This is a genomic window from Sagittula sp. (assembly GCF_052825245.1).
In genome coordinates this window covers 87,708-112,283 of sequence record NZ_JBRBWD010000029.1, presented here as the reverse complement: position 1 = coordinate 112,283, position 24,576 = coordinate 87,708, and the positions used below count along the sequence as shown (strand labels likewise).

The 24,576-nt window shown below is 66.8% G+C and carries 23 protein-coding genes; 9 read left to right on the top strand and 14 right to left on the bottom strand.

The genetic code is table 11. The features are described 5' to 3' along the window. Nucleotide 1: 1 nt before the first annotated feature. From ACU0DV_RS10380 to ACU0DV_RS10370, 3 genes are read left to right on the top strand one after another with little or no spacing between them, the layout of a single operon-like run. Nucleotides 2-976 (top strand): FAD:protein FMN transferase, encoded by a 975-nt coding sequence (locus tag ACU0DV_RS10380; RefSeq protein ID WP_446269774.1) that lies wholly within the window; start codon nt 2-4, stop codon nt 974-976. Between the two features lie 16 nt (nt 977-992). Then, nucleotides 993-1,178 carry a hypothetical protein gene (locus ACU0DV_RS10375; RefSeq protein WP_100930555.1) on the top strand — a complete coding sequence of 62 codons (186 nt, stop codon included), beginning with the start codon at nt 993-995 and terminating at the stop codon, nt 1,176-1,178. After that, the gene (locus ACU0DV_RS10370) at nt 1,175-1,567 is read left to right on the top strand and encodes a CBS domain-containing protein (RefSeq protein WP_446241734.1); all 393 of its coding nucleotides are present in this window, start codon (nt 1,175-1,177) and stop codon (nt 1,565-1,567) included. Before ACU0DV_RS10375 ends, ACU0DV_RS10370 begins: the two co-directional genes overlap by 4 nt. A gap of 246 nt (nt 1,568-1,813) precedes the next feature. Here ACU0DV_RS10370 and ACU0DV_RS10365 read toward each other — a convergent pair whose 3' ends face one another. After that, complete coding sequence (locus tag ACU0DV_RS10365; protein ID WP_446241733.1) at nt 1,814-3,046, bottom strand: serine hydrolase domain-containing protein; 1,233 nt, start codon at nt 3,044-3,046, stop codon at nt 1,814-1,816. Between the two features lie 295 nt (nt 3,047-3,341). Here ACU0DV_RS10365 and ACU0DV_RS10360 point away from each other — a divergent pair, with 295 nt between their 5' ends. After that, nucleotides 3,342-4,040 carry a TetR/AcrR family transcriptional regulator gene (locus ACU0DV_RS10360; RefSeq protein WP_446241732.1) on the top strand — a complete coding sequence of 233 codons (699 nt, stop codon included), beginning with the start codon at nt 3,342-3,344 and terminating at the stop codon, nt 4,038-4,040. A gap of 29 nt (nt 4,041-4,069) precedes the next feature. On the opposite strand, the gene ACU0DV_RS10355 is transcribed toward ACU0DV_RS10360, so the two are convergent. Genes ACU0DV_RS10355 through ACU0DV_RS10345 form a run of 3 tightly spaced genes read right to left on the bottom strand, consistent with a single transcriptional unit; the run spans nt 4,070 to nt 6,610 of the window. Then, nucleotides 4,070-4,939 carry a MurR/RpiR family transcriptional regulator gene (locus ACU0DV_RS10355; protein ID WP_446241731.1) on the bottom strand — a complete coding sequence of 290 codons (870 nt, stop codon included), beginning with the start codon at nt 4,937-4,939 and terminating at the stop codon, nt 4,070-4,072. Nucleotides 4,940-4,994: 55 nt separating this feature from the next. After that, a complete protein-coding gene (locus tag ACU0DV_RS10350; protein ID WP_446241730.1) occupies nt 4,995-5,954 on the bottom strand; it encodes a shikimate dehydrogenase family protein in 960 nt (319 codons plus the stop codon). Nucleotides 5,955-5,989: 35 nt separating this feature from the next. Beyond that, nucleotides 5,990-6,610 (bottom strand): glucose-6-phosphate isomerase, encoded by a 621-nt coding sequence (locus tag ACU0DV_RS10345; RefSeq protein ID WP_446241729.1) that lies wholly within the window; start codon nt 6,608-6,610, stop codon nt 5,990-5,992. A gap of 284 nt (nt 6,611-6,894) precedes the next feature. Between ACU0DV_RS10345 and ACU0DV_RS10340 the strand changes: the two genes are divergently transcribed. Beyond that, complete coding sequence (locus tag ACU0DV_RS10340) at nt 6,895-8,382, top strand: xylulokinase (RefSeq protein ID WP_446241728.1); 1,488 nt, start codon at nt 6,895-6,897, stop codon at nt 8,380-8,382. A gap of 10 nt (nt 8,383-8,392) precedes the next feature. Here ACU0DV_RS10340 and ACU0DV_RS10335 read toward each other — a convergent pair whose 3' ends face one another. The 8 genes from ACU0DV_RS10335 to deoC are packed head-to-tail and all read right to left on the bottom strand — an operon-like array spanning nt 8,393 to nt 17,687. Further along, complete coding sequence (locus tag ACU0DV_RS10335) at nt 8,393-8,800, bottom strand: putative quinol monooxygenase (protein ID WP_370312884.1); 408 nt, start codon at nt 8,798-8,800, stop codon at nt 8,393-8,395. Next, complete coding sequence (locus tag ACU0DV_RS10330; protein WP_446241727.1) at nt 8,797-9,894, bottom strand: ABC transporter ATP-binding protein; 1,098 nt, start codon at nt 9,892-9,894, stop codon at nt 8,797-8,799. The genes ACU0DV_RS10335 and ACU0DV_RS10330 overlap by 4 nt, the downstream gene beginning before the upstream one ends. Nucleotides 9,895-9,953: 59 nt before the next feature. Continuing rightward, nucleotides 9,954-11,399: an extracellular solute-binding protein gene (locus ACU0DV_RS10325; protein ID WP_100930564.1), complete on the bottom strand. Its 1,446-nt coding sequence runs from the start codon at nt 11,397-11,399 to the stop codon at nt 9,954-9,956. Nucleotides 11,400-11,448: 49 nt separating this feature from the next. Then, on the bottom strand, nt 11,449-12,477 hold the full coding sequence (locus ACU0DV_RS10320; protein ID WP_283983327.1) for a carbohydrate ABC transporter permease: 1,029 nt from the start codon (nt 12,475-12,477) through the stop codon (nt 11,449-11,451). Further along, nucleotides 12,474-13,349, bottom strand: coding sequence for a carbohydrate ABC transporter permease (locus ACU0DV_RS10315; RefSeq protein WP_100930566.1), 876 nt, complete (start codon nt 13,347-13,349; stop codon nt 12,474-12,476). Before ACU0DV_RS10315 ends, ACU0DV_RS10320 begins: the two co-directional genes overlap by 4 nt. Further along, on the bottom strand, nt 13,346-14,278 hold the full coding sequence (locus ACU0DV_RS10310; protein WP_446241726.1) for a ribokinase: 933 nt from the start codon (nt 14,276-14,278) through the stop codon (nt 13,346-13,348). Before ACU0DV_RS10310 ends, ACU0DV_RS10315 begins: the two co-directional genes overlap by 4 nt. Before the next feature lie 51 nt (nt 14,279-14,329). Beyond that, complete coding sequence (locus ACU0DV_RS10305) at nt 14,330-16,690, bottom strand: aldehyde dehydrogenase family protein (RefSeq protein WP_446241725.1); 2,361 nt, start codon at nt 16,688-16,690, stop codon at nt 14,330-14,332. A 4-nt stretch (nt 16,691-16,694) separates the two neighbouring features. After that, nucleotides 16,695-17,687 carry a deoxyribose-phosphate aldolase gene (gene deoC / locus ACU0DV_RS10300; protein ID WP_446241724.1) on the bottom strand — a complete coding sequence of 331 codons (993 nt, stop codon included), beginning with the start codon at nt 17,685-17,687 and terminating at the stop codon, nt 16,695-16,697. A gap of 137 nt (nt 17,688-17,824) precedes the next feature. Here deoC and ACU0DV_RS10295 point away from each other — a divergent pair, with 137 nt between their 5' ends. Beyond that, nucleotides 17,825-18,613, top strand: a complete 789-nt coding sequence (locus ACU0DV_RS10295) for a DeoR/GlpR family DNA-binding transcription regulator (protein ID WP_446241723.1) — start codon at nt 17,825-17,827, stop codon at nt 18,611-18,613. A 77-nt stretch (nt 18,614-18,690) separates the two neighbouring features. On the opposite strand, the gene ACU0DV_RS10290 is transcribed toward ACU0DV_RS10295, so the two are convergent. Continuing rightward, nucleotides 18,691-20,388 carry a peptide ABC transporter substrate-binding protein gene (locus tag ACU0DV_RS10290; protein WP_446241722.1) on the bottom strand — a complete coding sequence of 566 codons (1,698 nt, stop codon included), beginning with the start codon at nt 20,386-20,388 and terminating at the stop codon, nt 18,691-18,693. Between the two features lie 146 nt (nt 20,389-20,534). Here ACU0DV_RS10290 and ACU0DV_RS10285 point away from each other — a divergent pair, with 146 nt between their 5' ends. The 3 genes from ACU0DV_RS10285 to ACU0DV_RS10275 are packed head-to-tail and all read left to right on the top strand — an operon-like array spanning nt 20,535 to nt 23,372. Next, nucleotides 20,535-21,392 carry a MurR/RpiR family transcriptional regulator gene (locus tag ACU0DV_RS10285; protein WP_446241721.1) on the top strand — a complete coding sequence of 286 codons (858 nt, stop codon included), beginning with the start codon at nt 20,535-20,537 and terminating at the stop codon, nt 21,390-21,392. Next, complete coding sequence (locus ACU0DV_RS10280; protein WP_446241720.1) at nt 21,385-22,116, top strand: N-formylglutamate amidohydrolase; 732 nt, start codon at nt 21,385-21,387, stop codon at nt 22,114-22,116. The genes ACU0DV_RS10285 and ACU0DV_RS10280 overlap by 8 nt, the downstream gene beginning before the upstream one ends. Next, a complete protein-coding gene (locus tag ACU0DV_RS10275) occupies nt 22,113-23,372 on the top strand; it encodes an NAD(P)/FAD-dependent oxidoreductase (RefSeq protein ID WP_446241719.1) in 1,260 nt (419 codons plus the stop codon). Before ACU0DV_RS10280 ends, ACU0DV_RS10275 begins: the two co-directional genes overlap by 4 nt. On the opposite strand, the gene ACU0DV_RS10270 is transcribed toward ACU0DV_RS10275, so the two are convergent. Then, entirely contained in the window at nt 23,369-24,403 is a 1,035-nt protein-coding gene (locus ACU0DV_RS10270; RefSeq protein ID WP_446241718.1) for a LacI family DNA-binding transcriptional regulator, read from the bottom strand. The genes ACU0DV_RS10275 and ACU0DV_RS10270 overlap by 4 nt on opposite strands. Nucleotides 24,404-24,576: the final 173 nt, after the last annotated feature.

Sequence of the window (24,576 nt, the reverse complement as noted above, 5' to 3'; positions counted from 1 at the left end):
GATGATGAAACGCCTTCAGGAACCCACCCGCCGCGCGGCCCTTGGCCTGATCGGCAGCGCCTGTGTCCTGCCACGCATGGCACTTGCAGCAGGCGGCGGGGTCGAGACGCTGAGCGGCCGGGCCTTCGGCACCGGCTGGCGTGTGAGCGCGCCGGAGGGGCAGGGGCTGGCACGGCTCAGGCCCGAGATCGAGGCGCTTTTTGCCCGGATCGACAGACAGCTTTCGCCCTGGCGGCCCGACAGCGCGATCAGCCGGTTCAACGCAGGCGGGACGGAGGGGGACGATCCTGCCCTGTGCCACGTCACGTCTGCCGCGGTGGAGATTGCCCGGCAAAGCGAGGGCGCCTTCGATCCGACCGTGGGGCCGCTGGTGGCGCGCTGGGGATTTGGCCCGGTCAGCGGCGGTGCGCCGGACTGGCGGGCCTTGTCCGTCAGCGCGGAGAGCATCACCAAGCAGCGGGCCGACCTGACGCTCGACCTTTGCGGCATTGCCAAGGGCTGGGCGCTGGACCGCGCTATGGTCCTGATGGGCGAGGCCGGGTTCACGGACGCGCTGTTCGATCTGGGCGGAGAGCTGTCGGGGCGGGGCAACCACCCGACCGGCCGGGACTGGCGGGTCGCGGTCGATGCGCCGTTCCCCGGTGCGCCGTCACCCGCCACCCTGCGCCTGCCCGACGGCGCCGCAGTCGCCACGTCCGGCACCGGCGTGCAAAGCTATGCGCTGGGGGGCATGCGCTACAGCCACGTGATCGATCCGCGCGCGGAGGCGCCGGTGGCGGGCCGCCTGCGCGCCGTGTCGGTGGTCGCACCGGACGCCATGAGTGCCGACGGTTGGGCCACCGCTCTGCTGGCGGCGGGCGAGGAGCGGGGGCCCGGGATCGCCCGCGCCCGGAACCTCGCGGCGCTGTTCCTGCTGGAGGACGCTGGCGCGCTGAGCCAGATCCGAACCGGCGCCATCGATGACATGATCCTCTGAGCGAAAGGCATTGGCCATGGAAATCCTCCTTGCCGTGATCACCGTGACGCTCGCCGCCTGCGGCATCGGGCTCGGGCTGATATTCGGCGGCAAACCCGTGCGCACCAGCTGCGGCGCGGCAGAGGGACTGCCCGGCGGACGCTGCGCCGATTGCCCGCTGCGGCGGCGCGCGGCGCAGGTGCAGTCGGAGGTCGGATCGTGACCGCCTACCGCATCCGGAGCATCCTTCGGCACGAGGTGCCCACGCTTGCGCCCGACATGCCCATGCGCCGCGCGGTTGCCATCCTGGTGGAAACGAAATCCGCCGCTGCCCCCGTTGTGACGGACGATGGGCGCCTAGTCGGCATCCTGACCCAGAAAGACTGCTTCCGACCCGCGCTGCACGCCAGCTATCACCGGGACTGGACAGGGCTGGTGCGCGATCACATGTCTGCCCAAGTGGTGACCGTCGATATCGACGACGAGGTCATCCGCGTGGCGGAGATGTTCCTCGATCTGCCGCACCGGCTGTTCCCGGTTCTGGATCAGGGCCACGTCGCGGGCATGATCCATCGCTCGGACGTGCTGGGCTTGCTGATCCGGATGGGGTGAACGGAAGGACTGTTTTCAATGGTCGGAGAGAGGCGGCGCGCGAAGCCGTGGACTGAACCCCTGGATCGTCAAGGCTGCGCAGGCCAAGCGGCACCCGGTGATAGCCGTCTCAACTGCGTTTGCGCTTGAACCGACGCAGCTTGCCGCCCGCTCCAACAGGCGCGCCCTGTTCCCGGGGCGCGTCCGCCGTTCCAGCCCGGCCAGTGTATTGCGTTCGGACAGGCCCGGGGGCCCATCCGCCTTGCCTCACTGAGTCAGTTTGGCCGTGATCTGGGCGAAGAGTTCCTCGTTTTCCTGGTCCCGGCCAACGGGTTCCTGCGTGTAGCTGATCTTGACGATGACGATGTTGTTGGCCGGATCGACTCGGATGAACTGGTGGTGCAGGCCGAGCGCCATGAACACGTCGCTGCCCCCGTCGGTCCACCACTGGTACTGGTAGCCCACCGGTTCGCCGGGTGCGACCGGCTCGTAGCCCTCGTCGGGAACGGTGGCCTCCTTCACCCAGTCGGCGGGCACCACCTGCTTGCCGTTGGCCATACCGTCCTGAAGGAACATCTGGCCGAAGCGCGCATGGTCGCGCGCGGTGGAGGCAAGGCCAGCACCGTAGAATTCGCGACCCACGTCGTCCGGCCCGTCCATGATCCAGTAGGCGTCGTATTCCGCTCCCATCGGCTGCCAGAGCTTCTCGCTCATGTACTCCGCCCCGGTGCGGCCGGTGACCCGTTCCACGATGCAGCCCAGCACGCTGGTGTCGAGCGTGGCGTAGTTGAAGCGTTCGTCGGGCGCCGTCTCGCCCTTCTCCGACTCGTTCGCGGCGTAGTCGCACCAGCGGTACTTGTAGCCCACCAACGCGTTGTCATGGACCGTGGTCAACTGCGTCTCGCTGCCGAACTCGTAGCGTTCCTCCCATGCCACGCCGGACCGCATCCGCAGCACGTCGCGTACCGTCGGCCCGTCGTAGCCGGAGCCTTGCATCTCGGGCAGGTACTTCGTGACCTTGTCGTCTAGGCTGTCGATCAGCCCGTCCTCCAGCGCGAAACCGATCAATGTCGAAGTGTAGGACTTCGCGACCGAGAAGGTCAGGAAGCGCGTGTCCGGGCTACTGCCGTTGCGATAGGTCTCGTGCACGATGGCGCCGTCCTTCAGCACCACCAGCGCGTTGGCCCGCGTCCGTTCGAGCGCGCCTTCGAGATCGTAGGTCTCGCCCAGGATCGTATACTCGCCTTCGAGCGGGATCGGGTTCTCCGGCAGCGTCCATGTCTCGCTTCCGGCGGGGACGGTGCGCGTCGCGAACATCTGGTCCATGTGCTGGAACGTCAGGTAGTTGAGCGAGGGCAGGAACATGCTGGCGCGTGCCTCGATCATGGTCGGGGTCAGCCAGCGGTCGGGATCGGCGGTCTGGGCTGTGGCAGTGCCGCAAAGGCCTACCAAGGTGGCCGCGGCGGTGAACGTCGCTGTCAGGTGGTTCAAATGTCTCATGCGTTTCTCCTCTCGTGCACGGGACCTGTCGACGATTGTCCGTTCTCCGATTGCCCCGCGCGCCGCCCCGTCGATTGGAATCCGGCGGAGGCCTGACATAAGATCGCCCGGTCATGTCCAGCCCTCCCGGAGGGACACGACAGAAACGAACTGTCGGAGCGCGCAGGATCATGAACGAAACCCACCCCCGAACCGGTCTGGCACCATGATTGCAATCGTCACAAAGTTTTAGTCAATAAAAAAATATATGGTATAAAAGAATATCCGGATGGACAGCTCGAAGAAAACCATGGTGATGAGAGACGATGAACAGACAGCCGGCGGAGCGGAGCCCGCGCCCGGACTGAGATCGCGCAAGAAGGCCAGGCGGCACGAGGAGATCCTCGATCAGGCCCGCGCGCTCTTCTCCGAGAGGGGCGTGGATGCCGTGACAATGGCCGAGATCGCCGAAGCCGCGGGCGTGTCGACACCGACGGTTTTCAACTACTTCGGCAACAAGGACGGCATCCTGATCGCGATGATCACCGAAGGCGCGCAGCATGCCCGCGACAACAGCAAGGTGATGGAGCCGCGCACGGATGTCGATTTCCTCAGTTCCCTGATGACGGTCTTCATGGATATCTCGGTCGAGACGATGGAGATCGCCAGCAAGCGGATCTGGCGCTACGCCAATGCAGCGGCAATCCGTCACTCGGAGTCGGAATTCGCACGGTCGTTTCAGGACGTCGACGCTGCGCTGATCGGTGTGATCGAAGCCATTCTCGGACGCTACAGCCTGACGCTGCACGACGGTTCAGCGGGGGACGCGCGGCACATCGCACAGCTGTTCTTCGATGTCTGGCTCAGCACCTTTCAGGTCTTCGTCGGCGTCCAGGACATGACGATCGAGGCGCACGAGGACAAGCTGAGGGCCCGTTTCGCGCCGCTGTGCAAGATGATTTTTGAGCCGGAATTCCTCGCCCGGCCGACACTCGCAGACGTGGCACCGCACTGACCCATGGCGGAAACGTGCGGGCGGTATGTTCAACGCCCGCCGCGGAGCCGCGCCAGTTCGGTCTTCATCCGCGCGACCCTGTCGTGATGCGCATCGCCGCGGCGCAGGCTGACGGCGGTCGAAAGTATGTCGATCACCACGAGGTGCGACAATCGCGATACCGTGGGCGTATAGAGATCCGTGTTCTCCAGCGTCTCGACCACCAGCGTCACATCGCAATGGCGGGTGAGGGGGCTTTCCGCCTGCCCGGTGATGCCCACCGTCGCCGCCCCCCGCGCCTGGGCCGTGGCCATCGCCGACACGATCTCACGCGTCTGGCCGGTGTTGGAAATTGCCACCGCCGCATCGCCCGGCTGCAGCATGCCGGCGGTCATGAACATCTGGTGGGCATCGGACGGCGCGCCGCAGGGCACGCCGAACAGCGGGAACTTCTGTTGCGCGTCGCGCGCCACGATGCCGGATGCACCGAAGCCCAGGAACTCGATCCTTTGCGCGGCGGCCAACAGGTCCACCGCCGCTCCGATCCGTTCCATGTCCAGCCGGGACTGCGCCCAGTTGAGGTTCGAGAGGTTGAAATCGAAGATCTTGGTCACGATGCCGGGCAGGTCGTCGGCGTCGCTGATCGCAGTGTGAGAGGTCGTCCGGGCAAAGGCGAGGCTGCGCGCCAGCCTGACCCTCAGGTCACGGAACCCTTCGCAGCCGATCGCGGTGCAGAAGCGGATGACAGTGGGTTCGGAAACCTCCGCCGCCTTGGCCAGCCGGGCGAGCGTCATGGCCACCACCTCTTCGGGGCGGTCGAGGATGACCTCGGCCACACGGCGGTCGGACTTGCGCAGGTCGTCCCGCAGGCGGACGATCTCTTCCAGCAGGTTGTCGTTCGGCGTGGGCGTGCTGTGCATCGTGGCTTTCTTTCTCAGGTGTTTGCGACGTCGCCCGGGAGGGCGCGCCCACCTGTCAGGGCTGTGAGGCCACGCGGCCCGTCGCCTCCGCAGCAATCTGCGAGATGGCGTCGAACCCCGGGCCGGACGTGGGGATCGGCACGTCGAAGACCTCGGCAATGACCTGCGTCCAGCCGTGGATGAAGTAGGTCCAGCCGTCCTCGATCTGCAAGCCGCGCGCCGCCTGTTGTGCCCGTGCCTGGTCGAGGAACACGAGATCGCCGCGATAGTTCAGCTCCCACACGATGCCGCCATGCGGGAAGGGGCCGTCGAAGGTCAGCGGAGAGCCGGGGGCATCCTTGCCCAGCCCGGTCGCGTTCACCACGACCGAGCCGGGCTGCAGCGTTTTCATCTGCGCATCGTTGTCCTCGCGCCGGTCTGCCAGCACGTAGTCACAGGAAACGTCGCAGCCGGACGCCTCGTGGAACGCGCGGATGTGGTCGAGGCGGGGCTGCGTGCGGTCGGTGACGACGATCCGCGTGGGACGGTTGGCGCCGCGTGACAGCTGCGCAAGGTGCCAGGTCAGTGCGATGGTCGACCCGCCTGCGCCCATCGACAGAAGCTCCGCCCCTGTGTCGGCGAAATGGTTCGGCGGCAGGAACCCGTCGAGGGCGAGACCGGAAGAGATCGGGTCCTTCGCATGGCAGATCAGCCGCCCCTCGCGCTTCGACAGGCAGGAGGTTTCGGCCATCAGGCGCGCGTGCGGGTCGATTTCGTCGAAGAGGTCGGCGCAGGCGGCATAGAGATCGAGCTTGTGGGTCGTCACCAGCGCGCCGAGGCTGAGCGGGTCCTCCTTGATGAAGCGCGTCACCGCCCGGTAGCTTTCCACCGTGTCGTGCGGTTTCAGGTCGATGCCCTTGATCGCGACGTCGCCCAGGCCGAGGTGCGCGGCCCACTTCGGAAAAACCCGCATGATCGACGAGGCGCCGGTGGTGACGCCGATGAAGTAGAAGGTCGGTTTCTGGGCCGGGGTCATGGTGCCTCGCTGCATGGGGACTGCCATCGTACACGTCAGGCGGCGGTGGCCAGAACGGCGTCGATTTCTGCGCGGGTGCGCGGGCGGTAGGCGGCGTTGTCGACGGCCGCCCAGCCTTCCGGCCCGGCGACGATGCGTTTCGCCATACCGCCCGAGCGTTCGATGATGCCGTAGTCCTGCCCGCTGTCGCTGGGGTAGCAGAAGCTCATTACCAGGGGCTGCGGCCCTGTGTTGACGGAGCGGTGGATCCACATCGGGGGAACGTAGACCATCACGCGCGGCCGGATCTCCAGGACCCGCGTCTCGCCCTCAGGGCTTTCCAGCAGCATCACGCCTTCGCCGCTTTCGCCGTAATAGGTTTCGGGGCGGTTGCCGGTGGCGTGGATATGGCCGCGCGTCATGAAAAACTCGCGCCCGACGCGCCCCGGCTGCATCCATGTGGTCCCGAAGATCAGGTCGCCGGACGCCTGCTGCGGCCTTACCTCGTGCACGACGTAGACGATGCGGTCCGGGTCCTCGACCTTGAGCGTCTCGAAAGCCTGAGCGTCCTCATAGAGGCCCGCAAGGTCCGACAGGCGTTTTTCATACCGCCCGGTGGCTGCGCTCAGGTGCCCGGTCGACGGATCGATGACGTGGGCGGTCGGGGGCTGATACATCGGCGGGACTCTCGGCTGATAGGTAGTTTAACTACCTCTGTAACGGGGGACGCGTCGATTTGGCAAGGCTGTGCCTGTCTCTCCATGTGGGCGGCGCAGACCGGTTTCGGGCTTTGAGTGTAAGATTGGTCCGTTTCTAGGGCATTGGATGTCAATTGCACTGACGCTTTGCCCGCCTGCCACTGGCTACGATATCGTAGTTTTTCTACCCATACAGCTTGCGCGCGCCAGTGCGCGTCGGCACTCTGCCTGTCAGGGAGAAGCCCGCAAGCGGAGGAGAGACCATGCGCGACCTGTATCTGGCCATCGATGTGGGCACCGGCGGGCTGCGTTCTGCTCTGGTCGGGCGCGACGGGCGCATCCTTGCCTTTGCCCACCGCGAGCACGAGCAGATCGTTCCACAGTTCGGCTGGTCGGAGCAGCGCCCCGCCGATTGGTGGCAGGGCACGCAGGACACCATCCGTGCGGTTCTGGCCGATGTCGACGGCGCTGCAGACCGGGTTGCGGCGATCTGCACTTGCGGGCAGATGCACGGCACGGTCCTGGTGGACGGGAGCGGCCAACTGACCCGCGATACCGCCCCGTTGTGGAACGACAAGCGCACCGCGCCGCAGGTGGAGGCATTCTCGGGCCGTGTCGGGCAGGGCGCGTACCTCGACATCGCCGCGAACATGCCCGCGACCGCCTGGCCCGCCTTCAAGCTCGCATGGATCGCGGAACACGACCCGCAGGCCATGGCACGGACCGCGGCGGTCTTGATGCCGAAGGACTGGATCAACCTGTGCCTCACCGGACAGCTTGCGCAGGACAGGACGGAGGCCTCGCTGTCCTTCCTGATGGACTGGCGCAGCCGCGACTGGTCGGAGGCGTTGTGCCGGATGACCGGGGTGAACCCTGCGCTTCTGCCGCCGCTGCACGATGCCGGGGACATCCTCGGGCCGCTGCTGCCGGAGGTGGCGCAGGCGCTTGGACTCGATGCGGGTGTCCCGGTGCTGGCGGGCGCGGGCGATTACCCCATGGCGCTGCTCGGCTCGGGTGTGATCGGGCCCGGCATGGGATCGGACGTGACCGGCACCTCGACGATCATCACCCTGACGCATGACAAGCCGGTCATCGATCCGGAGATCTCGAACGTGATGTCGGCGGGCGGCGACTGGGGGGCCATGACGCTGCTCGACGCCGGAGGGGACGCGGTGCGGTGGGCGCGGCGCGCCTTTCATGGCAACGACCGCAGCTATGCCCGGATCGCGGAGGACGCGGCGCAAGCGGTGGCGGGATCGGACGCGCTGTTCTTCCTGCCGTACCTGTCCGGTGAACGGTTCAACCCGCGCAGCCGAGCGCAGTTCTTCGGCCTGACGGCCAGCCACGGCCTGCCGGAGCTACACCGCGCCGTGTTGGAGGGGGTAGCCTTCTCCGTCCGCCAGCGGCTCGACGGGCTGCAGGGCGGGCAGGGGCGGCCCGAACGGATCGTGGCGGCGAGCGGCGGCGCGAAGAACACCCTCTGGCTGCGGATCAAGGCGAGCATGTACGGTGTGCCATACCTTGTCCCCGAAGAGCTGGAATGCGGCGTCGTGGGCGCGGCGATGCTGATGGCTGTGGCGACGGGCGATGCACCGGACCTGAAGGCGGCGGCCGCGAAGATGGTGCGCTTTGCCGACGAGGTGCAGCCCGATCCCGCCTGGGCGGAGGTCTACGACCAGATGATGCCCATCTACGCGCGGCTCTACGACAGCGCGCAGGATATCCTGGTGGAGATGGAGGGGCTGCTCTGAGGACCGACCCTCAGTCGGGGCGGTAGAAGCCCGAGCGGACCTCCGCAAAGGAGAGTGCGCCGCCGAGGCGCTGGTTGATCTCGGCCTTTTCCTCATCGGACCAGTCGACGTAGAGCACGATCTCGACCGGAGACAACAGGATGCCGTTGCCGTTCAGGTGCGCACCGTGGGCCTTGACGTGCGGGCTGGCGAAATGCGCCTCGAGCGCGGCGAGATCGGTGAAAACCTCCAGCCAGCGGTAGGTCACGCGATCATCGGCGCGGGCGTGCACGGTCAGTGCGTGGACCAGCATCCCCGGTTCGGTCTCGCGCACCTTGTCGTCGATGGCCTGGCTTGCGGCCTCGTAATCGGCGACGCGGTCGGGGTGGACGTGCTCGAAGGCCTCGAGCGCGATGATCCTGTCGGTGGAAGCGGTCATGCGGTGTCCTCGCGGATGGCGGCGCCGTCGCTGGCGCGGAAGAAATGCAGCTTGGCGGGATCGAAGCGGATCGGCACATGGTCCCCGGGCCGGGTGGGCGTATCGGCGCGGGCCTGGCCGGTGAACTTGCGGTCGCCGACTTGGCCGATCACCAGCGTGTGCGGCCCGAGCGGTTCGATATCGACGACCTCGACGGTGACGCCGATGCCTCCTTCGCCCTCTGCGGTATGTTCGGGGCGGATGCCCAGCAGGCAGTCCTGGCCGACAAGCGGCGCAAGCGTGGCGGTGCGTTCGGCGGGAATCTCGAAGGTGAGGCCCTCGGTACCCACGAAGCGCAGGGTGTCGCCCGCAGCCTCGATCCGGCCGTCGAGCATGTTCATGCTGGGCGCGCCGATGAACTCGGCCACGAAGGCATTGGCGGGCCGTTCGTACAGCGTGATCGGGTCGGCGGCCTGTTCGATCAGCCCGTCGCGCAGCACCACCACGCGGTCGGCCATGGTCATCGCCTCGACCTGATCGTGGGTGACGTAGACCATGGTGGTCTTGAGCCGGCGGTGAAGCTGCTTGATCTCCACGCGCATCTCGACGCGCAGCTTGGCGTCGAGGTTCGACAACGGTTCGTCGAAAAGGAAGACATCGGGGTCGCGCACGATGGCGCGGCCGATGGCAACGCGCTGGCGCTGGCCGCCCGAGAGGGCTGCGGGCTTGCGGTCGAGATAGTCGGTCAGGTTCAGGATGCGCGCTGCGTTGTCGATAGCCTTGGCGGCATCCGCCTTGGGCGTGCGGCGCACCTTCATGCCGTAGCCGATGTTCTCGCGCACGGTCATGTGCGGGTAAAGCGCGTAGCTCTGGAACACCATGGCGCAGTTGCGCAGGCCGGGGCGCAGGTGCGTGACCTCGCGGTCGCCGATGTGCATGGCGCCGCTGGTGACGGTTTCGAGGCCCGCGATCATCCGCAGCGTGGTGGACTTGCCGCAGCCCGAAGGCCCGACGAGCACGACGAACTCTCCGTCGCGGATCTCGAGGTCCATCGGAGGGATGACCTGCAGGTCGCCGTAGGATTTCGTCACGCCGTTCAGCGAAATGGTTGCCATGTGGGGGTCTTTCCGAATGTCGCGAAAGGGGCGGCCCGCATAAGGCCGCCCCCGACGGGTTACTTCTGCGGCAGGCCCATGGAGGCCCGGTAGGCGGCAAGCTGTGCGTCGCGGCCGAACTGGTCGGTCAGCTCGTTCCAGCCTTCGGCCACGGTGTCCAGCGCCTCCTGCGGGGTGACTTCTCCTGCCAGCGCGCGGCTCAGCTCGATCTCGAGAATCTCGGTGTACGAGAAGTAGCCAGGCAGACGCATGTCGAGCGCGACGTTGTCCGCCGTCACCGCCTCACGCTGGGCGCCCAGGTATTCCTGCGCCTCGCGCTCGGAGAACAGCGTGGACCAGCGCTCCATGTCGGTGGTGTGCGAGATCCGGTAGGGGTTCACGCCCGTGCCGCCGGTGACGGTGGCCTTGCCCGAAACCTCGGGGCTGGAGAGGGTGGAGATGAAGTCCCACGCCGCTTCCTGGTTTTTGGAGGACTGCGGAACCGCCGCCTGCCAGCCGCCGAACGCCATGAATGAGGTGTCGACGGGTTCCTCGAAGGTGTCCCACTCGCCGGTCTTGTAGTTGTAGACCTCGGTCGAGGACGGGAGCACGGCAGAGCCGACATTGCCCGCAACGGTGGACTGCGCCGGGTCCGCCGCGATCACGCCGGTGTCGCCCCAGCCGATGGACTGGGCGACCTGGCCGCCCGCGAAGGCGGCGTTGACCTCGCCGAAGGAGAAGTTCAGCGCCGACGGCGGAGCCAGCTTGGAGGCGCGGATGTACTCTTCGAGGCCGCGGACCCATGCCGGATTGTTCACCTGAGCGTCCATGGTCTCGGGATCGAAGAACATGGCGCCGGGAAGGTCCGGGTGGCTGGCGTAGGCTGCCACGTGGGAGAAGAGGAACCAGAACTGCTGGCCGCCGCGGCGGAACGCCTCGGCCGTGCCGTAGACGCCCTCGACGTTGTCCTGGAAGTACTCGGCGATATCGAGGTACTCGGCCCAGGTCTTCGGCGGAGCGAGGTCGTAGCCGTACTTCTCCTTGAACGCAGTCTTGTTCGCCTCGTCCTCGAAGAGGTCGATGCGGTAGGTGTAGGTGTGCACGTCGCCGTCCATGGTCTGCGACAGGACCTTGTCGTTCCAGACCATAAGCTGTTCACGGTAGACCGGCGCGATGTCTTCCCATGCCTCGCCTTCCTGGAACTTGGCGGGCATCTCCGTCAGGAACGGCGTGAAGTCCGGTGCCCATGCCGGGGCGAAGGCGATCACGTCGAAGGAGTCGTCGCCTGCGGCCAGCGTGGTGACGATCTTGGGATAGAGCTCGGACCAGGGGAACTCGACGACCTTGACGGTGCCGCAGGTCTTTTCCTGCCAGGCTTCGGCGGCCTGTGTCAGGGCCGAGGCGATGTAGGGGCCGGTCTGGGTGGTCGCGGTGATCTCGACGCCCGTGAAGTCGGGCGAGCAGGCCAGCGCCGCCCCCGTGCTCAGGGCCAGCGCCCCGACCGAGAGTTTCAACGATTTCAGCATGGTATTTCCTCCCTTGGAAATTCGCCCCTCCTCCGGGGCTTTGTTAAGTCTACTTGACGGCGCCGCTCAGCAGGCCCGAGCGCATCAGGCGCCCAAGAAGCCCGGCCGCGATGACCATCGGAATGATGGCGACGAGGGCTGCGGCGGAAATGGCCCACCATTCGTCGCCCCTCTGGCTGTTCTGACCGGCGATCAGGACGGGCAGGGTCTGCCATTCCGAGTTGGTCAGGAAGAGCGCGAAGAGGAACTCGTTCCATGTGAAGGCCAGCGTGATGACGAAGGTGGCGATCAGGCCGGGGCGGCACATCGGCAGCACGATCCCGAAGAAGATCCGCCATTGCGGCACGTTGTCGACCAGCGCGGCCTCCTCGACCTCGAGCGGCAGGGCCGAGATGAAGTCGCGCATCAGCCAGACCACGATGGGCAGCGAGAAGGCGACATAGGCGAGCGTCAGGCCGATGTAGGTGTCGGTCAGCTTGAAGCCCAGCTTGCCCATTTCCGAGTAGAGCAGGAACAGAGCGAAGGCCACGACGATGGGCGGGAACAGGCGCTGGCTGACGAACCAGAAGACGATGTCGTCGTTGTTCATCACCTTGCCCGGCAGCGGGAAGCGGTTGGCCAGCACCGACAGCGCCAGCGCCACGCAGAAGGCGATGATGGAGGCGGTGGCAGGCGGCAGGCCCACCACGTCTCGGCCGAGCAGGAAGCCCCCCATGGCCACGGCGAAGAACAGGATCCCCGACAGCAGCTTCACCCGGAAGGGGAAACGCACCAGCGCATAGGCCGCCATGGCGCCCAGCAGCGTGGCCAGCACCGACGAGGACACTGCCACGATGGTCGAGGACCAGAAGTTCGAATAGAACTCGCCCCGGATGCCCGAGAGCAGCTCCCGCCAGGCCTTCAGGGTCGGCTGGAAGTCGACGAAGGGCAGATAGGTCGGACCGCCCACCACGTCGGGCGGCGTCTTGAGTGACGTGATCGCGACCCAGTAGAGCGGGAAGACGGTAAAGGCGAACCACGCGCAGCACAGGGCGAAGGCGACCCAGCGGCGCGGGCCGTGCAGGTCACGCACGCTCATTTGTACTTCTCCAGCCAGGGTTTCAGCAAGGCGAGGTAGACGAGGCTGAGGATCAGCACCACCGCGAGGAACAGGAAGGACAGCGCCGAGGTGTAGCCAAGGTTGAACTTCTTGAAGCCCTCCTGGTAGGCGAACAGCGTCAGCGTCTCGGTGGCCACGCCCGGGCCCCCGCCGGTCATGACAAAGACCGTGTCGATAATCTTGAAGCTCTCCACGATGCGGATGAAGATCACTGCCGCCGAGATGGGCAGCATCATCGGGAAGGTGATCCCCCAGAACTGCTGCCAGGGGGAGGCGTTTTCAAGCTCCGCCGCCTCGTAGACGTCGTCGGGCAGACCCTGAAGACCGGCGAGCAGCAGCAGGATCACGAAGGGCGTCCACTGCCAGATCTCGACCGCGATCAGCGACCCCAGCGCCCAGTGCGATTCTGTAAGGTAGGGCAGGTTGGGGAAGCCGAAGAAGGTGGCCACCTGGTTGAGCGGCCCCATGGTGGGATTGAGGATCTGGCGGGCGATCAGCGCCACGGCAACCGGCGCCACCAGCATCGGCATCAGGAAGGTGATGCGGAAGAACTCCACGCCCCGGACCCGCTTGGCCAGTGCCAGAGCGATGCCGAAGCCGATCACGAACTGCAGCGCGACCGAGGTGAAGGCGATGATCGAGGTGGTCTTCACCGTCTGCCAGAACCGCGGGTTGCCCAGCAGGTCGGTATAGTTGTCGACGCCCACGAACCGCGCGGGCATCGGCGGCACAAGCCGCAGCGACATGAAGCTGTTCGCAAGCGAGTAGATCAGCGGAAAGATCGCGATGGCCAGAACCACGAGGAACGCCGGCCAGAGGAACAGGTGCTTGACCGGATCGTCGCGGGTCATGCGGTCTCTCCCAGCAGGGCGTCGATTTCCGCGCGGGAGGGCATGGCGGGGGCTGTGCCGCGGCGGGTCACCGCGATGCCTGCCGTGGCACAGCCCATGCGCACCGCGTCCTCGACCCCTCGGCCTTCGGACAGTGCCGCCGCGAAACCGCCGATGAAGGCGTCGCCCGCGCCGGCGGTGTCGATGACGGCGGCGTTGGTCATGGCGGGAATGCGGGTGCTGAGACCCTGGCCGTGGATGTAGACACCCTTGTCGCCAAGCGTGATCAGCGCCGTGCCGACCCCGCGCTCGACAAAGATCTCTCCGGCGCGGCGGGCATCTTCTTCGGACGCGATGTCGAAGCCGACGATAGCCGCGGCCTCGCTTTCGTTCGGGACGAAGTAGTCGGTCTGCGCGTAGCAGGCGTCGTCGAAGGGATTGGCAGGGGCAGGATTGAAGACCGTGGTCACGCCCGCCGCCTTCGCCATGGTGAGGGCAGCAAGTGCGGCGTCGGCGGGCTGCTCAAGCTGGGTGACGAAGACCTTTGCACCCTCGATCACGTCCCGCTGCGCCTCGACATCGGCGACGGAGATGGTGCCGGCCGCACCGGGGTAGACGATGATCGCGTTCTCGCCGGTCTGGTCGTTGACGAATATGAAAGCCGCGCCGGAGGGCATGTCGGTCATCACCTCGACCTTCGCGGTCACGCCGGTTTCCTCGTAGATCTCCAGCGCCATCTTGCCGAACGGGTCGTCGCCGATCTTCGAGATGAAGCTCACATCGGCCCCGGCGCGTCCCGCGGCCACTGCCTGGTTCGATCCCTTGCCGCCCGGTCCCAGCGAGAAACCAGAGCCGGAGATCGTCTCGCCGATCTTCGGCATGCGGCCGGCGAGATAGGCGGTATCGGCAACGTAGATCCCCAGGATCGCGATGCCCTTCTGCTCTGCCATGTTGTGTCCTCCCCCGTGCGCCGCCCCTCCCAAGGCGGCGCTGTGGTTCCCTTATTCCCCGTAGGGCACCCAAATGTTCTTGATCTGCGTGGCCTGCCTCAGGAAGACCTCGCCCTCTGCCTCTGCGCTGGTCCAGTCCCAGGCGCGCCCGTGGTCGGTGAAGACCCGCTTGAGGTTGCCGATGGACAGCCGCTCCACCTCGGCCGACAGCTCCGGCGTGGTGAAGGCCCAGAGCACGTCGACACCGTTGTGTTTCGCCAGTTCGCGGCCCAGCGTCTGCGCGCTGCCCGTGAGGATGTTCAGCACGCCGCCCGGCAGGTCGGAGGTTTCCAGCACCTGGTAGAAGTCGGTGGCGGACAGCGGATGCGCCTCGGAGGCGATGGCGACCACGCGGTTCCCGGTCGCAATCAGCGGCGCCACGGTGGAGACGAACCCGAGAAGCGGGCTTTCCTCCGGACAGATCACGCCTGCCACGCCGATGGGTTCGGGCACGGCCAGCGCCAGCCCCTTCATCGGTGGCATGTGGACCGTGCCTTCGACCTTGTCGGCCCATGCGCCATAGGTGAAGAGCCGCGAGACGCTGGCCGCGACCTCGGCCCGGGCCTTGTCCGCCTTGATGCCGGTCTGCGCGCCCAGGCGCTCGGCAAACTCGTCGGCACGAGCCGAGAGGTTCTCGCCCATGTAGTAGAGGATCTGCGCCCGGTTGTGCTGGGTCTTGCCGCCCCAGCTGGCCGCGCCGCGCGCTGCCTCGACGGCGTTGCGCACGTCCTTGCGGTTGCCTTCGCCGACCTCGCCCAGAACGGTGCCCTTGGCGCCCACAACGGGGCGCGCTGTGCCACCGTCGGGCCGCGCCTGCTTGCCGCCGATGAAGAACTTTGCCGTCCGGTCCACCGGGTCGAAGCTGAAGCCCTTCGCGGTGGCGGGTGTGACGGCCTTGCGCTCGGCGGCCTTGGCGAAGGCGCGGGGCTTGAGGTAGTCGTAGCAACCCTCACGCCCGCCCTCGCGACCGAAACCGCTTTCCTTGACGCCGCCAAAGCCCACGCCCGCGTCCATCACGTTGGTGCAGTTGACCCAGACGATGCCCGCCTGCACCTGCGCGGCCAGTTCCAGCGCGAGGTTGATGTTCTCGCTCCAGACGCTGGCAGCCAGGCCGTAGCGGGTGTGGTTGGCCAGTTGCACCGCCTCGGCGGGGGTGCGGAAGGTCATGGATACGGCGACGGGGCCGAAGATTTCCTCGGTCGCGGCCTCGCATGTGGCGGGCACGTCACGCAGCACGGTCGGCGGGTAGTAGCTGCCCTTGGCGGGTACCTCACCGGATTGCAGAAGCTTGGCACCGGCGGTCACGGCGCGGTCGACCATGCCGGCGATGCGGTCCCGCTGCGGGCCGTCGATCACCGCGCTCATGTCGATGGTCTTGTCGAGCGAGGCGCCAATGCGCAGCGTCTTCATCCGGTCGGCCAGCCGGGCATGAAAGACATCGGAAACGCCTTCCTGCACCAAGAGACGCGAACCCGCGCAGCAGACCTGGCCCTGGTTGAACCAGATGGCGTCAACCACACCCTCGACCGCCGCGTCGATGTCGGCGTCATCACAGACGATGAAGGGGGACTTGCCGCCCAGTTCCAGCGTCAGCGACTTGCCCTGACCGGCTGTCGCCTCGCGGATGCGGCGTCCGACCTCGGTCGAACCGGTGAAGGCAACCTTGTCGGCGCTCTCGTGGGCCGCGATCAGCGCGCCGGTCTCGCCGTCGCCGGTGACGATGTTCAGCACGCCTGCGGGCAGCCCCGCCGCCTGCGCCAGTTCCGCGAACAGCAGCGCCGTCAGCGGTGTCGCCTCGGCCGGTTTCAGGACCACCGCGTTTCCCAGCGCCAGCGCGGGGGCCAGTTTCCACGCGAGCATCAGGAACGGGAAGTTCCATGGGATCACCTGGCCCACGACGCCCACCGGATCGTAAGCGGCGAACTGACTCTCCTGGATCTGCGCCCAGCCCGCGTGGTGGTAAAAGTGCCGCGCGGCGAGGGGCACGTCGATGTCGCGCGTCTCGCGGATCGGTTTGCCGTTGTCGAGCGCCTCGACCACCGCGATCAGCCGCGAATTGCGCTGGATGATCCGTGCGAGTGCGTAGAGCTTCAGCGCGCGTTCGTGACCGGGCAGGGCGGCCCAACCCTTCTGCGCCTTGCGCGCCGCCTTGAAAGCCGCGTCCACATCAGCGCCAGTCCCTTGGGACACCTGCGCCAGACGCGCGCCTGTTGCCGGTTCGACGGTGTCGAAGCCTTCGCCCGGCTTCGTGAAGGCGCCGTCGATGAAGTGGCCGAAGCGGGCGTCATGAGAGGCGAGCCAGGCGCGCGCGGCGCTGTCGTCCTCTTTGCTGGGGGCGTAATCCATGCTGTCGAAAAAGCTCGCGACTGTCATCTGGTCATCCGATCGGGTGGCGTATGGCGGCGCTGTAGGCCCCCGTCACGCGGTGTTCGAGCTGGCGCTCGATGTCGCCCAGAAGCGACGAGGCGCCGAAGCGGAAGAGGTCGGGCTGTACCCAGTCGAGACCCAGTTCCTCTTTCATCAGCGCGAGGTAGACGAGCGCATCCTTGGCCTTCGACACGCCGCCGGCGGGCTTGTAGCCGACCTTCGCTCCGGTCATCTCACGGTACTGGCGGATCGCCCGGACCATCGTCAGGGACACGGGCAGAGTGGCGTTCACACCCTCTTTCCCGGTGGATGTCTTGATGAAGTCGGCGCCCGCCATCATGCAGACGAGGCTGGCACGGGCGACGTTGCGCAGGGTCTTGAGGTCGCCGGTGGCGAGGATCGCCTTGACGTGCGCATCACCGCAGGCGGCACGGTAGTCGCGCATCTCGTCATAGAGCGCCTGCCAGTTGCCGGTCAGCACGTGTTCGCGGGTGATGACGATGTCGATCTCCTGCGCGCCGTCGGCGACGGAGGCCTCGATCTCGGCCAGCTTGGTGTGATGCGGGGCAAGCCCGGCCGGAAAGCCGGTGGACACGGCAGCGACAGGCACCCCGGTGCCTTGCAGCGCATCGACGGCGGTGGCGACGAAGCGGTGGTAGACGCAGACCGCGCCCGTGGTGATGCGGCGGTCGGCCATGCCGAGCGCTTCGAGGATGTCCGCGCGGACCGGCTGCGCCGCCTTGGCGCAAAGCCTGCGGACACGGCCCTCCGTATCGTCGCCGTTAAGCGTGGTCAGGTCAATGCAGGTCACCGCCTTCAGAAGCCATGCGCTTTGCGCGTCACCCTTGACGGCGCGGCGGCCCGGCAGGCTGGCGGTGCGGCGGATGCTCGCCTCGGTGTTGACCTGGACAGCGCGCACGGCGGCCATGTCCAGCGCCATGCCCTCGTTGCGCGGATGCGCCACTGGCGCGGCGGCAGGCAGGGTCGTGACCTCTGTTTTCACAATCTTCCCTCCATGTCTCCACACGTCCGCTTGCCGCGAATCTCGATGGAAACTTTTCAGCAGGATGCGTTGATCTTGTTGTTTCTGCAACCCCATTTTGTTACGATCTTAACATAGTGAATTGCCAGGGTGTGACCATGACCCAGACCGACTCCCGCGGGTTGCCCGCAAACCGCAAGGAGGCCCGCGCGTTGTGGCTTCGGGATGCGGTCATGAAACAGGGGCCGCTGCACGTGCGCGACGCTGCGGAAAGCCTCGACGTGTCCGAGATGACGGTGCGGCGCGACGTTCGCGAAAACCCGGAAATGCTGCAGTTTCTGGGGGGCCACATCGTCCTGTCGCAGGACGCGGTGCGGCGCGCGCCCTATGACCTGTCCGACGCGGCAGAGGTGAACCAGGACGCCAAGCGCGCCGCCTGCGAGGCCTGCCTGCCGCTGTTGGAACCGGAGGCCACGATCTTTGTCGACTGCGGCACAACCTTGCCGCACCTGATCCACGCCATCCCGTCCGATATGAAGTTGACAGTTATTTGTTACGCTTTGAACATCGCGGATCTCGTGGTGCGCAAACCGAACGTCAAGCTGGTGCTGCTGGGCGGCGTCTACCATCCGGCCACCGCCTCATTCTACCCGGTGGAGGAGGACGGCACGCTCGACGCCTATGCAGTCAACCTGGCCTTCATGTCGGCGGCAGGTGTGGATGCGGCACTGGGCGTGACCTGCACCACCTTCCGCGAGGCGGGGTTGAAGCGGCTCGCGATGCGCCGCGCCGCCCGCAGCGTGCTGGTCACGGACCGCTCGAAGTTCGGGACGGTCCGTTCGGCGCGGTTCGCCGGACTGGAGGATTTCAGTGACGTGGCGACGGAGGACGGCCTGATCCCGCCGTCCGGGTTGTCCCCGGACGGGCTGCGCCGCGATAGGACCTGAAGAGACGTCCACCCGTGACCTGCAGGCATGAAAAAAGCCCCGGGCAGTGACCCGGGGCTTTCCGGCGCTTCGGCCTGTCAGTCCGCGCGATACCAGTCGGCGATGTTCCAGATCTGGCTGTCCCAGCTGTTCATCCGCACGCCTTCGAGGGTTTTGGCCTTGCCCGACAGGATGCTGCGGTGGATCAGCGGAATGATCGTGTAGGATTCGACCAGCATGTCGTTCATCTCGCGCGCGATGCGTCCGCGTTCCTCAAGCGAGGCGGCGGTGCGGAACTCGGCGATCAGTGCCTCGTACTCCTCCGAGCAGAAGCGCTGTATGTTGTTGCCCTGCCACTGGGTCGCGGGGCTCGGGATGTTGGCGCAGCTCCAGTTGCCGAGGAAGGCCTCCGGGTCCTGACCCTTGGAGTTGTCGGTGTACATCTGCACATCTGTGTAGAACTTCTGGCGGGTGTCGGGCGAACCCGGGTCGCCGCCGAAGAAGACAGAGGCGTCGATGTTGCGCAGCTCCGTCTCGACGCCCAGCTCTTCCCACCATGCCTTGATTAGCGACTGGCTGTCCTGCCGCACGCCGTTGGTGGAGGTCTGGTAGAGGATCGAGAGTTTCATCCCATCCTTGTCACGGATGCCGTCGCCGTCGGTGTCGGTCCAGCCGGCCTCCTCCAGCAGGGCCTTCGCGGCCTCGATGTCCTGCGTGACGCAGTCGTCATTGGCGTCGGACTTGTAGAGGTCCGGGGCAGGGACAACCGCGCAGCCGGGAATGCCGGAATCGCCATACAGGTTCTCTGCGATCAGCGTCCGGTCGATGGCCAGCGACAGCGCCTTGCCCACGCGCGGATCGGTGAGGAACGGGTGCGGGCCGCCCTCCACGGTGGAGCGGGCGTCGCCAAGTTCGGGGTTGGGGTCGGTCTGGTTGAGGAACAGGAACTCCACGGCCGAACCGTTGCTGGTGATCACCTCGCCCGGGCCGTCGCTCATGGCGTCGAGCACGTCGGGCGGCAGCTGCAGGTTCCAGGCGTAGTCCACTTCGCCGGTCTGGAGCACCGCGCGCGCCGAGGCGTTGGGATCGCCGCCGCCCTTGAGCGTGACCCGTGCGAAGGCGGGCTTATCCGGGTCGCGGTATTCCGGGTTCATCGAATAGGTGATGATGTCGTTGGCGCGGAAGTCTTCGACCACGTAGGGGCCGGTGCCGATGGGATGGGTGTTCTCGTCCGTGCACTGGGAGACCCGAGCGCCGGTGCAGTTCTCGAACTGTGCACGCTGGAGGATCGGCGCCTCGGAGCTGACGAAGGCGGCGTAGGGGTAGGGTTTCGGCTCGGTGAAGCGCACCTCGATGGTGCGGTCGTCCACAGCGACGACCTCTGCCACGCCGTCGAATTGTTGCAGGGCGGCGCAACCGCTTTCCTCGTCGACACAGTATTCCCAGGTGAAGACCGCGTCGGCGGCGGTGACGGGCGTGCCGTCGGACCATGTCAGCCCCTCGCGCAGCGTCCAGGTGATCGAGGTCAGATCCTCCGACACGCCGCCGTTCTCGACCGTGGGGATTTCTTCCGCGAGGATCGGCACCAGTTCCCCGGTTTCCGAGAAGCGCGCCAGAGGTTCCAGCACCAGCGAGGCGGCCTCCACCTCCTTGGCAATGCCCGAAAGGTAGGGGTTCATCGAAGACGCCGCCTGCCAGTACAGGATACGCAGCTCTCCGTCGCTGCCGCGTTCGGCGCTGGCGGTGAGGGGCAGAAGCGCGAGCGCCGTGCCCAATAGGGTCGAAAGGGTCTTCATAGAGCTCTCCTGTCGGTCTCGGGGCGTGTTGGCGTCCCCTGTGGCGGGGGCGTGGCACCCCCGTGTGTCTGTATTACATGTTGCGAGAGCATTCTTTGTCAGTCAAGATGTATCAAATCATACAGGGCGGAATGCGGGACACGCCGATGACATCTTCACAGGATCTGCTTGCGCGTTTGCGCAACGGCGCACAATCGGGGGCCGAGCGCAAGGTCGCCGCCGCCCTTTCCGAGACCTTCCCGACGAGCGCCCTCGGCACGGTGGAGGCGCTGGCAAACCGCGCGGGCGTCAGCGGGCCGACCGTGTTGCGCTACCTCAACAAGCTGGGCTTCCTCCGCTTTGCAGAGTTCCAGGCGGCGGTTATGAGAGAACTCGACCGGCAACTGGGATCCCCGGCCGTGCAGATGGCCACCCCGTCCGAGCCTCATGACGCCGGCGAACACCTCTACCGCCGCACATTGCTCATGCAGGCAGAGGCGTTGCGGCGTGTGGCTGACCGGGCCATTCCGGCCGAGTTCGACCGTATCGCCGACCTCCTTGCCGATCCGAAGCTGACGATCCGGGCGCTTGGCGGGCGTTACAGCCGCAACCTGGCGCAGCGGCTGGTGGCGCACCTGGGGCAGATCAGGGCGCAAGTTTCGCTGATCGACAGATCGATTGGCTTTGCCTTCGACCCGCTGGTCGACATCGGGCCGCGCGATCTGCTGGTGATCTTCGATTACCGCCGCTACCAGCAGGATCTTCTGGCCTTCGCTCAGGCTGCACGGGGGCAGGGCGCACGGATCGTGCTGCTGACCGACCCCACGCGTTCCCCGGTGGCCGAGCTGGCCGAAGCGGTGCTGACGTCTCCGGACGACTCGCCGTCGCCCTTCGCTTCGAAGGTGGTGGCCACGGCGCAGGTCGAGGCCCTGGTCGCCGCGGTCGTGGCGCGCGACCGCGACGCGGCCCGCAAGCGGCTGGAACGGATCGAGGCGCTGCGCCGGGACGGACAGGGCGATGCGTGAGCCGTTCGAGATTCTGAACCCCGAGGGCCGGTTTCCCGGGCTGATCGTCGTGGATCACGCAGGCGTCGACGTGCCGGAGGGGCATGCGCTGGGACTGGCCCCGGAATGGCACGGGACGCACCACTTCTGTGATCTGGGCGTGGAGCCGCTCTCCTGTATGCTGGCCGAGAGGCTGGATGCGCCGGTGATCCTCGGGACGGTGAGCCGCCTCGTTCTGGACCTCAACCGCTGGATCGCCGATCCGCGGTCGATCCTGCCGGCGGTGGAGGGCGTCCCGATTCCCGGCAACAAGCTGTCGCATGCGGCGCGCGAAGCACGGCAGGACGGTATCTTCTGGCCCTATCACATTGCGCTGGACAGGCTGTGGCAGCAGGTGCAGGCGCGCCATGAGGATCCGGTCTTCTTCGCGCTGCACACCTGCACCCGGCACATGGACGGGCAACGCAGGCCTTGGGACGCCGGGACGATCTGGAATGAATCTCCCGTGCTCTCGCAGGCCCTGCTGGCCGGGCTTGAGGGGGCCGGCACGCTTGGTGACAACCAGCCCTATTCGGGCCGCGGCGGCGTCTACACCGTTGACCGGCACACCTGGGGCACCGGGCTGCGCGCTTCGGGGCTGGAGGTGTCGAACGATCTGGTCGAGACGCGCGCCGGGCAGGCGGCCTGGGCCGATCGGCTCGCCCGGGCCCTGCGACGGACAGTCCGGGCGGAGGTCGGCGCATGACCCTGATCACCGACACGCCTTACGCACTGAGCGCGCCGCCTGCGCCCGCATCCGAGCCGCTCGAGGGCAGCCTGAAGGTGGATGTCGCCCTCGTCGGCGCGGGGTTCAGCGGTGCCATCGCGGCGTTGATGCTGGCGCGGCGCGGCGTCTCGGTCGCGCTGATCGAGGCGGCGGAGGTGGGTCACGGCGGTTCCGGCCGCAATCACGGACAATGTATCCCCGTCTTCGGTTACCTCGACGACTCCGTCCTGCCGCCGGAGGGCTTTGCGCTGCTGCGCGATTCCGGGCAACTGGTTTTCGAGACCATCGACGAGCTGGGGATTGCCTGCGAGCCAGTGCAGAAGGGCTGGCTCAACGCCGCCCACGACGCCACCGGGCTGGAGCGCGCCCGCGCCGCGCACGCCAAATATGCACGACTGGGAAAGGCCGGTGCGTTTCTTGGGCCGGAAGAGGTCGAGGCGCTGAGCGGCATCCCCGGCTACCTGGGCGGCTGGGTGCACAATGATGGCGGGCACCTGAACCCTCTGGCCTACGTGCGCGGCCTTGCCGGGGCGGCACAGGCGGCGGGCGCGGCGCTGCATGTCCGCACACCTCTTACTGCGCTGTCGCGACAAGACGGTGGATGGCTGCTGAAAACCCCGTGCGGAGACATCACGGCGCGCAAGGTCGGACTGACGGTCAACGCCTACGGCGACGCGGCGATCCCGGCGCGTCTGCGGCAAAGCCTTGTGCCCATGCGCTCCTATGCGGTGGCCTCCGAACCGCTGACACCGGATCAGCGCCGCGCCGTGCTACCGGGGGGCGTGAACTTCAGCGACACGAGGCACGACCCGATGTTCTTCCGCGTCGACGGAAGCGGGCGGATCATCACCGGCGGGCTGGTCGAACTGCGGCGCGGGCGTCTTGGCGGGCCGACGGTCGCGCAGGCGGGCAGGCGGCTCGCGCGGCTCTACCCGGCCTTGGAAGGGCTGGCGTTCACCCATCACTGGTCCGGCATCGTGGGCATCTCTGCGAGGCAGCGGCCCGCGATCTTCGAACTGGATGACGAACTTTGGGCGCTGGCGGGCTACTCGGGTCGCGGCGTGCCGACAACGGCGGCGCTGGGACGAGCCTTGGCGGCGACGCTGGTGGACAAGGACGAGGGCGCGCGGCTCTGGCCCCATGACCCACCTGCACGGATACCGGCGGCGGCGCTCATCGGGTTCGGCGTGCAAAGCCTGCGCGGACCGCTGAACAAGCTGCGCGACAGGCTCTAGCTGGCACGGTCCCGTACCGGCGCGCGGTAGAGTTCCGGCTGCACCTGTTCGATGACCGGCGTCCCGTCGCCGCCCAGAAGGGCAAAGGCGCGCCGCACCAGCATCTTGTGCCGCTGGCGCATCATGTGGACAGGAAACCGCAGCAGCTGCCCGAAGGGTTCGTAGTCGAAACAGCCGAAGGCGCAGGCGTCAAGTTCGTGCTCGGGCAGGGTGGCAAGGAAGCGCAGAACGCCCTCGAACACCGAATCGGAGTTGATGAACAGCCCGCGCGGCAATCCACCGAGGCGTGCGTAAAGCGCGGCAATGGCCTCTGTCGCGGCGTCGATGTCGTAGGTCTCGGCGATGATCTGCGCGGGATCGACCCGGCCGACGTGGAAGTAGAGTGCCTCCGAGAAGCCTTCGATCCGGTTGGCGGTGGCGGGCAGGTGGCGGTTGCCCCCGATGAAATAGATGGTTTCGCGCGGCGCGGTGCCGACCCCGCCGAGCGCCGTCATCGAGGCGAGGATCTCGCGTGTCAGAACCTGCGCGCCGGTGCGGTTGTCGGTCACGACGGAAGGCGCAAGGGCACAGGGCTGGTCGACGAAGACATGGGGGATCCGCGCTGCCTCGCACTGGCGGCTCAGGTCCTCGGGCGCGACGGTGCCGACGAAGAAAAGCGCGTCGATGGCCCAGGAGGTCAGGTCGGCGACCGTGCTGCGCTCTTCTTCGGGGTCCCGCTCGGTGGCGATGATGACGGGGCATAGGTTGCGGGCCCGCACCTCGCGCGAGAAGGTTTGCGCGATCTGCGAGAAGAAGCGGTTGTACTCCGGCAGGAGTAGCGCCACCAGGCCGGAGCGCGACGTGCGCAGCGCCCGGGCCTGGAGGTTGGCGGAATAACCATGGTCGCGGGCGATCTCGATGATGCGCTTTGCGGTCGCCTCGGAGATGCGGCGCTTCTTCCACGTGCCGTTCAGGGCGGCGGACACGGTGGAGGCCGAGGCGCCCGCCCGCTGCGCAATGTCGTAGATCGTCTTTTTCTGGTTGTCGGACATATGGTTGCGTGTACCTGCGCAAACGAACGTAAGGAAGTGTTGACAGGATGCGCGGACTCGGTATTTGTTTGCAACATCGATTGTGCAGCGCGCTGATCAAACAGCCATGACCCCAAGAACTGAGGTCGTGGAATTTCTCGGCGGCGATGCACAACCGATTGCGCAGATCAGGA